Origin of the sequence: Telluribacter sp. (assembly GCF_035998675.1) — a bacterium.
In the GTDB taxonomy this organism is placed as follows: Bacteria; Bacteroidota; Bacteroidia; order Cytophagales; family Spirosomataceae; genus Telluribacter.
Genome location: NZ_DASYHI010000023.1, coordinates 165,341 through 177,782 on the forward strand (window position 1 = coordinate 165,341; position 12,442 = coordinate 177,782).

The 12,442-nt window shown below is 50.2% G+C and carries 8 protein-coding genes; 3 read left to right on the forward strand and 5 right to left on the reverse strand.

The annotated features are described in order from the left end of the window. Nucleotides 1-3: 3 nt before the first annotated feature. From VGN67_RS21545 to VGN67_RS21565, 5 genes are all read right to left on the reverse strand, one after another. A complete protein-coding gene (locus VGN67_RS21545; protein WP_327489023.1) occupies nt 4-426 on the reverse strand; it encodes a response regulator in 423 nt (140 codons plus the stop codon). Next, nucleotides 423-4,292 (reverse strand): PAS domain S-box protein, encoded by a 3,870-nt coding sequence (locus VGN67_RS21550; RefSeq protein ID WP_327489025.1) that lies wholly within the window; start codon nt 4,290-4,292, stop codon nt 423-425. The genes VGN67_RS21545 and VGN67_RS21550 overlap by 4 nt, the downstream gene beginning before the upstream one ends. A 204-nt stretch (nt 4,293-4,496) precedes the next feature. Beyond that, nucleotides 4,497-7,193 carry a PQQ-dependent sugar dehydrogenase gene (locus tag VGN67_RS21555; protein WP_327489027.1) on the reverse strand — a complete coding sequence of 899 codons (2,697 nt, stop codon included), beginning with the start codon at nt 7,191-7,193 and terminating at the stop codon, nt 4,497-4,499. A gap of 91 nt (nt 7,194-7,284) precedes the next feature. Continuing rightward, nucleotides 7,285-9,000, reverse strand: coding sequence for an FAD-dependent oxidoreductase (locus VGN67_RS21560; RefSeq protein ID WP_327489029.1), 1,716 nt, complete (start codon nt 8,998-9,000; stop codon nt 7,285-7,287). Between the two features lie 78 nt (nt 9,001-9,078). Continuing rightward, entirely contained in the window at nt 9,079-10,260 is a 1,182-nt protein-coding gene (locus VGN67_RS21565; protein ID WP_327489031.1) for a VCBS repeat-containing protein, read from the reverse strand. A 262-nt stretch (nt 10,261-10,522) separates the two neighbouring features. Between VGN67_RS21565 and parS the strand changes: the two genes are divergently transcribed. From parS to VGN67_RS21580, 3 genes are all read left to right on the forward strand, one after another. Then, entirely contained in the window at nt 10,523-10,948 is a 426-nt protein-coding gene (gene parS / locus VGN67_RS21570) for a type II toxin-antitoxin system Xre/ParS family antitoxin (protein WP_327489033.1), read from the forward strand. Continuing rightward, nucleotides 10,926-11,411 carry an RES family NAD+ phosphorylase gene (locus VGN67_RS21575; protein WP_327489035.1) on the forward strand — a complete coding sequence of 162 codons (486 nt, stop codon included), beginning with the start codon at nt 10,926-10,928 and terminating at the stop codon, nt 11,409-11,411. Before parS ends, VGN67_RS21575 begins: the two co-directional genes overlap by 23 nt. Nucleotides 11,412-11,567: 156 nt before the next feature. Then, nucleotides 11,568-12,440, forward strand: coding sequence for a ThuA domain-containing protein (locus VGN67_RS21580; RefSeq protein ID WP_327489037.1), 873 nt, complete (start codon nt 11,568-11,570; stop codon nt 12,438-12,440). Nucleotides 12,441-12,442 lie beyond the last annotated feature (2 nt).

Sequence of the window (12,442 nt, forward strand, 5' to 3'; positions counted from 1 at the left end):
GGCTTAAACCGTACCCGATAAGTTCCAATGCTGCGCCAAACTGGTCAGGAAAGATACGGTAATAGGTTTGGATTCAAAACCAATAACGATAGGATACGCCAGCGCCCGTACTTCGTCTTCCGGATTGACGGAGGAAGAAAGTACTACTACCCTTGTTTCCGGAAACCGGGGCAGGAAGCTCCGCATAAATTCTTCCAGGAACTCCCAACCGCTCAAAACGGGCATATACAAATCAAGGAAAACAATTCGGGGATAAGAATCGCTCAACTTGTCTCCCGGCTGGATCAATTCTTTATAATAGTCGATAGCGGCAAGACCGTTCGCCAGAGAAATAATATTTCGCGCGAATCCTGCTTTTTTTACGACCAAAGCACCCAGCATCCGGGTTACTTCGTCATCTTCTACAATAAGTACACTCTCAATCATGGGTTATTTTTGAAAGTTAGTGTGAAGGTAGTCCCGGCATCTACGCGGCTTTCAATGCCTATATCCCCGCCCAGGGCTTCCATTTGCGACTTGATTAGATAGAGTCCCAGGCCTTTGCTGTCGGGTCGGTCGTGGAAGCGCTGGTACAGACCAAACAGGCGGTCTTTGTAACGCTCTACCTCCAGACCGATGCCATTGTCTTTAAACCGGAGAACAACATTTTTCCCGTTCCGGCTGGTACTTATCTCTATTTTCAGAGGTCGGTGCGGGGACCTGAACTTCAGGGCATTTGTCAATAAATTTAAAAATATACTCTCCAGATAAGACTGATTAAAGTACACGGCCGGGGCCTCCCCGGTGTTGATAAGTACTTCGGCACTTGCCTCCTGTAGGGGTACTTTCAGGTGCATGAGTAGCTTTTCAAGTACTTCGGCAAAGGTAATTTTTTCTTTCTGAACCGCGGGGCTATCTTTTATTATCAGGACCTTAACCAAATCATTTATAGTTTCATCAAGTACCAGCGTTGATTTTTTTAAACCGTCCAGAATATCCTGCAACAGCGGGTCTTCAATCGGGTTACCTTCAACCAATTGCATCAAACCCAATATATTAGAAAGCGGAGCCCGAAAATTATGGGAGGTTATGTAGGAGAACTGCTGTAAATCCTTGTTGGACTGGGTAAGTACTTCAATAAGCTTTTCCCGTTCATTCAACTCATTGATTCGTTGGGTAACGTCACGTGAATTCACCACAATCCCCCCCACCGATGGGTCATCGGTCATGTCGGTCACGATAGTCTCGATCCAGCGGTAGTTTTTATCCGAATCAATAAAACGGAAAGGCTCTATCTGGATGCGCTTCTCCTTACCCAACAATTCAAAATACCTTAGTATCCGCTCGCGGTCGTCCTCGTGTATAAAAGCGAACGCGCTTTTTCCCAGATATTCCTCAGGCTCTGTACCTAACACCTGCCTGGTACTGGGGCTTACGTAGAGGTAGTTACCCTCCTTGTCCAGAATACCAATCAAATCAGACCCGTCCTGGATCAACCGCCGGAACCGTTGTTCCCTCAACTCCAGCTTCTGCTTGGCTTTAACCATGTTGGTTATATTTTTAAGGTACACCGACAGGCCCGTACCGGACGGGTAGGCGTTTACCCCGTACCATTTGTCCGAGACTGGCAAATATTCCTCAAACTGCACAAATCTATTTTCAACCACCGCTCGGTGTAATTCAGCAGTAAATTTTTCGGAAATCTCCTGAGAGATAACGTCCCACAATTTCTTCCCCAAAAAACTATTCTTACATACCTCCAGGATACTTTGGGCCTCCCGGTTCAGGTAAATTACTTCCCAGTCTTTATCAACCGCAAAAAATCCATCGGTTATACTTTCCAGGATGGAACCGATGCGTTCATTGTAGCGGACAATCTCCTCCTCGAGTCCTTTCTTTTCGGTGATATCCTTAACCGAGGCGTACAAAAGTTTTTCCCCCTCCACAGGTATACAGTCCCAGGCAAGCCATTTGATATCGCCGGTTTTGGTGATGTACCTGTTTTCGCCGTAGAACGGTACGTTGTCGTTAAAAACTTTATCAATGGCGCACTTGGTAAATTCCTGGTCGTCGGGATGGACAAATTCGTAGTAGGGTCTGGAAAGCAACTCCTGTGTTGAGTAGCCAAGTAAGCTGGTAGCCGTGGTGTTAATTTTCTTAAAGTAGCCATCAGCACCAAAAATGCAGAGAATATCCGGAGAGTGATTAAAAAACCGATTTAATTCGTCCTCACTTTTCTTGCGTTGAATATCCAGGGCAATCTGAACGGCTATCTGCTGGAGGAGGAGGGAAATGCTTTCGCCGTAGGTAATGTTCGTATCAGTCATAAAAGTAAAGACCGCAATTACCTCTCCCTTATACAAGATGGGTAAACCAACGACCGCGTTTAATCCGGCCAGCCGGGCCTGCTCCGTTCGCCGGATCTTGTTATCAACCTGGATATCATTCCATACCTCCAGCTGTTGGTTCTGCCATACAATGCCCGGAAAACCTTCTCCGCACTTAAATCCCGACCGGTGGTTATAACTGAATATTTCCGCGATAGCTTCCTCCGCCCAGCCTCCTTTCCGAAGGAGTTCTTTTTTATCCATACTAATAAGCCAGGCTTCACCCATCCTGAATTGCATGAATGTCCCAATCAGGCGCAGGGTTTCGACGAGGGCATCGTCTATACTTTCGAATTTTCCCAGGGCCGTAATTATATTCTGCACCAGTATCTGTTCCTGCTCTTTTTCATAGAGGATACTAATGTCCTGGCTAATGCCGGCAATCCCGATTATTTCCTGTTTTTCGTCCCGTAGTGGAATCTTTGTGGTTTTAATCCAAATTCGTTTTCCTTCGGGGGTTTCTACCAATTCTTCCCGGTCGAAGATAGGCTGACCGCTATGGAATAGCTGCAAATCGTCCTGATGAATAATTTCGGCGATTTCGGGCGCAAAATAATCGGCGGCGGTTTTCCCCAGCGTTTCTTCTTCTGTTTTGGCTCCCAGCAGTCTAAGGTTGGCCTGGTTGTTAATTACATGCCTCAACTCCCGATCTTTTACAAATACGTAATCCGGCAGGTTATCGATAATGGCTCGCAGCAAATTGCGTTCTTTCTGGTTGGCCTGCTCCTGTTCCTTGGCTTTGGTTATGTCCTGCAATGCCCCCACAATCCGGATGGGAGTACCGCTCTGCTCACGGACAATAATGATGTTTTCTTTTACAAAAGCATAGGCACCGTCGGACTTCCTAAAACGGTACTCGCCGGTCCAGGAGGAGGCTTCCGCGTTTTCTATAACTTCCCGGATTCTGGCACTTATGAAACCAATATCGTCCGGATGTACATTAGATTCCCAAAAATTTTCGGGCCATTTCTGAGCTGGAAAATCGTAGCCATACAGCGTATTGTAACCTTCACTCCGGTATATTTTACCTTCTTTGATATTCCAGTCCCAGATAGCATCCGAAATAGCCTGCGTGGCGAGAGTCAGGCGTTCGGTGAGTTTTGCCAGTTGATTTTCCTGCTGCTTCCGGGCGGATATATCCCGAATAAAGCCACAGAAAAACTCTTCTCCATCCTGTTTTAAGGGTAGTACTGTAAGTTCAATGGGGAATTCCTTTTTGCTTTTATTAACCGCCGTAAGTTCCAACAATACGTTAAGAGCTGGCCCGTGCCCAGTTTTCACATACCTGTCTACACCCTGCTCGTGGCGCTTCCTGAAAGCAGGCGGTACAATAAGGTCCGAAAGGATCAGGCCCATTACTTCTTTTTCCTTCCAGCCGAAAATTTTCTCCGCTTGTGGATTCCAGAAAGTAATCGCTCCCTTTTTGTCAATGCAGATAATGGCGTCAAGGGCTGCGTTCATTATGAAATTCCTGCTTTCCACATTACGCTCTTGCAACTCCCGGGATTTTTTTTCCAGCAAAGCGTAATCTGTCACATCCACAATTGATAAGGAGATATATTGTATTTCTTCCTGATCGTTAAAAATTGGATGGAGCGTTAGGGTCCAATAACGTTTCTGGAAAGTATCGGTACCGGGAGCAGGTACTTCATATTCATGGTTTTCCAATTTTTGGGAGGTACCCGTGGAAAGTACCTGAAACAACGATCTCCGCAGGTTCTCCAGACTCCCGGCATTTCTATCCGCACAAACCGGAAATACTTCCAGGAAACTCTGGCCGGTAAGCTGTTTTTCCTGACCTGCCAATAATTGAGTAAAGGCACAATTAAGTTTTACAACGGTAAAGACCGGCTCATCAGGCTTTAGGATGATACCGGCAACCGGAGAAAAATTAAATAGTTCCTCTGACTGTTTAGGAGATAACATTCAAACTTATTATGGTGATTAACTATATCAAATTAAACAATTTTCATGGTGCTAACCAACTATTAGCCAGAAACAAAAAAGGATAAATTTTAGTAAAAAATATTCAATACACTTGATAAGAACTGTAACTCCCTTAGCAGGACCGCCTGAACAGCCACATCGATTTTATAACGTAGATAGCCATACGAAAAAACTAAGCATTTTTTAATCCTGCTGGAAGTACATCCAATCAAGAAAAAACATCTCTTTCTGGGCACCCGCGGTGCTTTTGAACGTAAAATAAACGTCGTGCTCACCAGCGGTTCGTTTTATTGGTGCCAGAATTTCTTTCCAGCCGCTTGTGAAATCCGAGGCATTACCGGCGGGTATGGACACACTACCTACCAACGGTCCTTCCGGTTGGTCCAGGTGTACTTCCAGCCTTCCGCCCACCCCGTGCTCAAGTACTCTAAACCTGATACTCCCGATATTTGACAGGTCAATCTGGTTTAATTTAACGTAGCGGTTGTGGGTGACACGGCGGATATAAGAAATAAAACCAGTCATTTCGGTGGCTATAACTACCCCCACGTTCCCTTCATCAAAATCTTCCAGCTCTACCTTTGGGTGACGAAGGACTATCTGGGCCCTCGTCCGGAGCGGTTCTATCCCATTTGCCCCTTTGTCCTCGTAGCCCGCCAGTAAAACATAGGCTCCGGTGGTACTTTTGCCCAGGTGCTCGGTGAGCCGTATTTGTCCGCTCATCGGCAAGCTGGCGGGTTTCTCGTCCAGCGAAAGTATATAGCTAACCAGGGTTTTCGAGTCGGTGGCCGACAAGTCCGGATGCGGCGACATGGCATAGGCACCCCAATTTCCACTACCTCCCTTAATTACTTTGTCGGCCAGGGTTTCCACCGCTCCCGCTTTGCCCCGGTACCGTAGGGCAATTTCCTTGAGGCTGGGACCAATGGACTTGGTATCCAGGGCGTGGCAGGCCCGGCAATCCAGTGAGGCATATAGTTTTTCGGCTTCGGCATACCGTAGGTTGCCGTGGCTGCCGCTGGTTATGGCCCCGGCCAGATCCTTCCCGAAAGGCAGGTAGTTGAAGGTAACAGAAGCTCTTGCAGGGTCTATTTTCCCGTCCTCCGGGTCTTTAATTGTTACCTGGTAGTCAAGGCTGGAATTGTCCCAGTAAAAGCTTCGGTTGCCCGTGGTACTGATTCTTGCCACGGGTGGGGTATTCCCTACTTTTACCTGAACAGTAGTCACTCCTTTTCCACCGTGCTGGTCAGCGGCAGTGAGCGCTACGTTATATACACCCGGCTTTGTAAAAGTATGCTTTACCTCCTTTCCCTTTATTTTTTTTGTTCCAATTGTCCATTCAAAGCCAAGCTGATCCCGGGGGTCGGAATCCTTTGATTCTGCCCCCGAAAGGGTAACGGTCAGAGGAGCCGCTCCGTAAAGCTGACTGGCCTTGATGGATGCCTGGGGATTCCGGTTTCCTTCGCTGTATTCTACCCGAATTAAACCGGCGTCCGCGCTTTTGGCGAACCAGTTGGTACCATAGGCCAGAAGGTACATAGCACCGTCGGGTGCTATCTGCATATCCATGGGAGCAACTACCTTCAGGTGCGGCAGAAACGGCTCCATGCCCGCGTAATTCCCGTTTTCATCCAGCGTTACCGCCATCATCCATTTCCTGATCCAGTCATAGATAAATAGTTTACCGTGGTAGTAAGCGGGTAGTTTGTAAGGCGCATTGGGGTACAGGTCGCTGTAGTAGACCGGTCCCGCCATGGCACTCGCCCCTCCCTTTCCCACGAGCGGAAACTGCCTGGACTCCCCTTTGGCGTACCAGATCAGGGGAGGCTGGGCGGGTGGGAGTTCTCGGGTACCTGTGTTGTTGGGCGAATCATTGATTGGCCGTAATGGATCTTTTCGGGGCCCCTCCTTCTTTTGGGCAAAATCGTACTTGGGAAACGCTTCGTTATTTCCCAGAAAATACGGCCAGCCGTAAAAGCCCGGCTTACGGGCCTGGTTAATTTCATCAAAACTCATAACGCCTCCTTCGGCCGAAGGTACTTTGGTATCCGGCCCTACGTCTCCCCAGTATACATACTGATTCTTAGGGTCTACCGACACCCGAAACGGGTTCCGGCTGCCCATGATGTATATTTCGGGCCGACCCCGGCTACCGTCTTTTGGGAAAAGATTTCCGTCGGGAATGGTATAAGGGGCAGTCGCACCGTCCGCTGTCGGCCTGATTCGTAATATTTTACCCCTCAGGTCATTGGAGTTGGCCGCCGTAGCCTGGTCATCTGCCAACTCCCGGCCCGGTCGCTCGTCTACCGGCGTATAGCCTTCGGTTTCTTCGGCGTTGGTATTATCACCGGTCGAGATATACAAATTTCCCTTTACGTCAAAGGTAAGGTACCCCGCCGAATGGCAGCAGTACTTTCGTTGGGTGGGGAATTCTAATAGTACCTTCTCCGTAGACTGCATTAGCTGGTCCCCCCGTAGTTCCATCCGGCTCAGGCGCGTAACCGCTTTTTCGCCGCCTACACCATAAAAGAAATAGATCCACCCGTTGTTCCTGAAATCAGGATCAATGGCTACGCCTAACAGGCCGTCCTCAATACCACTGAACACATTGAGGTGGGCAAGCGTTTTCAGCTGCTTCTCCTGCGCATCGTACAGGCGTACCCCTCCCTTCCTCTCCACAATTACCACGTTCAGATTGGGCAGAATCGCCATTTCCATCGGTTCATCCAGCCCCTGTGCCAGCGTCATGGCGGTAAAGCGACTACTATCCGGCGCTTGTATATACCGAGCCTGATTCGGTGAAAATCCTTCGGCCGGAAAATAAAAGGAAGCCAGTAGCAGGGTGCCGGTCAACACTAGGTTCAGGTACTTGATAAACATGGTTGGTTTAAGGTTTTACCACTGATTTATTCGATTAAACTTTACTTTTGAGCTTTTCTATTTGGAGGCCATATACCCTTAAGTACCTGTTTCAGGCTTTGGGCCAATGGGTTTCAACTCCCTGTTGCCGAAGTACCTCCTGAAATTCCTTGAGGTGTTGCTTATCCTCCCTGATGGCCCTGGGAACTACTTTTTTCTTCAACGATTGCGCCACCAGCATGCCTACTGCCTCCCCGATACTCCACTCTACCGGATGCAGACGAAAGCAGCCGTTGGTAATATGGGTAGTACCAATGTTTTTATTGGCTGGCAGAAGGTTTTCCGTGCGTTGGGGAATGAGGGCTCCCAGCGGAATCTGGAAAGGAAGCGAGCCAAAATCGACGTAGTTATTGCCCGCCGAGCTGGGGTGCAGATCAATGTGGTAGTACCCAACCCCCACGCTGTCGTAGAAATCGGCGGCGGTATTGCCTGACTCCCTCCCGGTAACCTGCACGCGCTGCTGCGCGCCTACGTGTTCCTCAAGTACCGTAAAAAGCGCCTTGATGCGCCTCGACTCCCGAACGTACGGGTACTTGGCCAGGCCATCGTCAGTACCCATTATATCCGGACGCAAACGGAGGCCCGGCCAGCCCTGACCGCCATCGGGGCGGGGTGCCTCGGTCTGCAGCCAGTACAACAACGAAAGGCTTTGCTGCCTGGCCCGCTCTACGTGCCGGTTAAATTCTTTTTCGGTGGCACCCACGATATTTCCCAGCAGGTAGTCATTCTGGGGCCAGTTGACCAGGGTAATATCGCCGGAGTAGGTACTTGGGGCAAAGTTGTTCCGATTGATAATTTTCCGGTAGTTCCAGAGGTTCAGGCTATCGCCGGTTTTTATTCCCTCCGGATGAAAGCCCAGTACCTTGGGTACGGTAGGGTTGTTGGGAGTTGAGTACCACAGCGACAGCATTTTTCCCGGCCAGACCGGGGCCATGGTGGGTACATAGTTGCGCCAGAAATTATACTCGCGGGGTTTGGTTATGACATGATTTTCGTCTTTCACATAATCCATAGCAAAACACATCGTAAATGCCTGGTTATTTTGTGGATTTCCCACTTCGGGCGCGTGCAGTTCACCCGTTTCCTTTCGGGATTCAGTGCCCATCACAAATTCAGTACCCGTTAGCGGCAGCAGGTCGCCCAGTTCGGTGGCATCTACAAAGTACGGGGCCGAAAGTACCAGGCTGTTGCCCCAGCGGCGATTTTGTACCTTCAGCGCCTGTACCTTATCACCATCCACCTCGGCTCCTGTTGCTTTGTGCTCCAGCAGCAGCGTTAGTTTTCCACTACTCAGGTAAGGCGCCATCGTATCGAGCAGTACGGCCAGTGCGACGCGTGGTTCGTGGCAAAGACGGGATACGGAGCCATCACCCGGATTCAGGAATGGACGCGCCCGGGCCTCGTCGGTTAACCGGTAGTGCTTTTTGTAGTAATCCCTGACCCCCGTTCGGAAGTCCCGGTACGACTGCGGCGCTCCGTGGGTTTCTATCCACGGGTGTTCGTCGGGCGGTACGCCCTGCTGGGTTATCTGCCCACCGATCCAGTCCGTTTCTTCGGTAAGAATAACCGTGAGGCCGTTTCGCAGCGCGGCCAGGGCGGCGGCAAAACCACCTAATCCTCCTCCCGCTACTACCACGTCAGCTTTTAATTCACGGGCTGGCACTTTTTCAGTGGCAGGAGCCGTCGGGGAAAAAGGCACCCAAAGTACCGACGAAGCCAGTACTCCCCCACCGGCGGTTATGTTTTCAATAAAGCTCCGGCGATTCATTTGGTCTGCATTGTTACCATGCTTTTATAATGTGAGAAGGTAAAAAGTAAGAGCGTTTTTAATCCAGGGTACTCCATGTTATTTTCTCTCCTGCGTAAAAACAAAGACTCCCTTTTTATTCGCAATAACTATATCAATAAGGCCATCCCGGGTAATATCCTCCGCCACCACGTGAACTCCCACGCCCGAGTCGTTATCAATCAGGTGAGGTGTCCAGGTAGGGTTTTTACCCGGTTTATATTCATACCAATACAGTACCGGCGACTCATACTCGCCCGGGTCTTTCCCCATGTGCGCGAAGTAGCGTTTGCCCGTAACCAGGTCGGAATGACCGTCGCCGTTTATATCTACCAGCGCAAGGCCGTGGGTCTGGGTGAATTGGTCGGAAATCAGGTGGGTTTTCCACTGGGTCGCCCCCTGCTCATCTTTGGTTTGCTCGTGCCACCATATTCCCAGCGCGTGGGCCGAGGACGAAATTACATCCTGGTCACCGTCGCCATCCAAATCATGGGCGTACATCTGGGCGCTGGCCTCACCCAGTTTGGCCGGATGGAAGGTCCAGTCCGGTTGCTGCCGGTTTTGGGGCGCTTCCCACCAACCTTCCTTAACCAGGACATCGGGGCGGCCGTCCTTGTTCATGTCGCCCATACCCAGTCCATGCGAGAATGGTTCGGAACCCGGCCCATTTTCGGGCCCGATAGAATAAGCTTGCCAGGTAGTATCATTGGAAGAAATCGGTGCGCGAAACCAGGTCATCTGACGCATTGAGGAATTGCCGCCCAGCAAATCAGGCCGACCGTCTCCGTCCACGTCATAAAACCCAGCCGACTCGTTTCCAACGGTCGCGTGAATGGGATGAACTTTCCAGTGTCCTTCCTTATTTTTGGGGTTTTCGAACCACTGCGCCGCTTTTCCCGGAAAGCCGACCCGCACAAAATCCACCCAACCGTCGCCATTGACATCCATGCCCTTGCTGATAAAGGCGTCGCTGTACCCTTTGTCATAATGAAATTTCTGGGGCGGGGTCAGTTCGTGTTTTTTCCAGTCGGGCGCTTCGAACCAGTAGGCACCGGCCAGTACATCAATTTTTCCGTCCCGATTGACGTCCCCCACCGCTACGCCTTCGGCGATGAACTCGGTATGCAGAACCGCCTTTTTAAACGTGATGGTACCGGTCGGCTTTTTCTTTTGGGCCTGGGCATCCGGGCTAAGCCACAAACCGCCAACCAGAAGGACACTACACAGTATAATTTTTTTCATCTGGGGTAAAAACAAATTTATGGCTGGTAAAATATCTCCTGATTATTACCCGAGCAACCGCCGGTCAGGATTTTTATAATTTAAATTAAAAGAATATCGGCCGACTTTTATATCGTATTGGTAGGAAAAGAAAAGTAGTACCTATTTGTAAATCTTCCCTCTGCCCGAGGAAATGAAAACCAGCCTGTTTCTATTGTCCTCGAAAGGGAGTACTTGGATTTGTGCCAAATGGCATGTATATTGGTGCCATAATGCAAGTAATATGGATGTCAGATCAAAAAACAGACGGGTACCTTCCACTCCTCAGGTGCAGAAAACCGGTCCATACGGATTAATTGAACAGGCCCGCGAAGGAGTATGGGGCCGGGACGCCGACGACCTGGCGCTCCGGCTGGGCCTCACCGACCAGGAAATGGCCCGGGTACTGGCCGTGTCGCTACGGACGTACCACCGCCGCAAGGCGGACGAAAAGCTGGGGCTGGTCGCTTCGGAACGAATCCTGCTGTTTCAAAGGCTGGCCGAGCACGGAAAAGAGGTATTTGAAGACGAAGGAAAATTCAACCGCTGGCTGCGCCGGCCCCTCCAGGTACTTGGGGGTAACTCCCCGCTGGACCTGCTGGATACCACTACCGGCCTGAGCATGGTTGATACCCTGCTGGGGCGGATTGAATACGGTATCCATAGCTGATATGCCGCTGGTATACCGAATACAGAAGCGGCAGCATCTGGCTAGTATTCTCTCGGGCGTAGGGGCCCAGTTGTACGGCGGGCGGTGGAATCCGGTGGGAGTTCCCCTGGTGTATACTTCTTCCTCGCCGGAGCTGGCGCTACTCGAGTCACTGGTCCATACCGAAGGTACCCCCTGGGCCGATTTGCCCCCGCTGGTCCTGGTGGAGTTAGAGATTCCCGATTCTGTACAACCCATTGAGACGGAAGACTTACCCAACCACTGGCAGGATTATCCGGTACTCCCGCAAGTACAGCAGTACCTGGTCCCCTACCTGAACCAACGCCGGGCGCTGGCCTATTCGGTTCCGTCGGTGATAGTACCCTGGTCGAAGAATTTGCTGATCGATCCGCTACATTCTCAGATTGAGGCGGTCCGTACGGTTCGGATTGAGGAGTTTCAGTACGACAAAAGGCTGATGTAAGCGGTTCTACTTAAATTTTTCCGGCCCGGGAAGGGTATATTTTATGTATAAATTACCTTATTTGTCAAAGTCTGAAACGGGCGTTCCCTTTCATTCCTCGCCCCACGTGTCAATTCTCACATTAAAATTCCTACTACCTACCTAAAAAAGTACCCGATGCAGAAATTACGATTCGTACTAATCGCTGTTTTTACCGCTAGCCTGCTGGTTGTCACGCAACTACCCGGTAAGGGCCAATCCAAAGCTAATAAACCGCTGGTGGTATTTGTTACCGGCGACCACGAGTACAGTGGTGAACAAACGCTGCCCCTGCTGGCGGCCGAACTCGAAAAAAACTACGGCTTTCGGACCAAGGTACTTAAAGCGTCACCCAACCAGAATGCAGAACAGAATATACCCGGACTGGAAGCACTACGCGAGGCGGATATGGCCGTATTTTTCCTGCGCTGGCGACAACTCCCTTCCGATCAGTTAAAACACATTGACAATTACCTCAACTCGGGCAAGCCGGTCATGGGTTTCCGTACCTCTACCCACGCCTTTAACTTTCCAAAGGGTCACGAGTCAGAGGTCTGGAATGCGTTTGGCGAGCGGGCGTTTGGCTCGCCTCCGGGCTGGGGTAAAGCCGGACACACCCACTACGGCCACGAAAGTACTACGGATGTTTCCATTATTCCGGAAGCAGCCAAACATCCCATAATGACCGGTGTTACTCCCGCCTTTCACGTACCTTCCTGGCTCTACCGGGTTCGGCCCGACTACCCACCCAAGGACGCGACCCTGTTGTTGTTGGGAAAATCGGTAAATCCGGACAAGGCAGCCATTGAAAATCCCGTGGCCTGGACCTGGAAAAACAAACACGGCGCTAAGGTATTTTTTACCACGCTGGGTCACCCCGAAGATTTCAAGGAAGAAGGCATGCAACGTATGACAGTCAATGCCATTCATTGGTTGCTGGATAAACCGGTACCTAAAAAGTGGAAAGGCAAAGTTGATATTCAGGTACCTTACAGGGGAATCGTAAAGTAAAA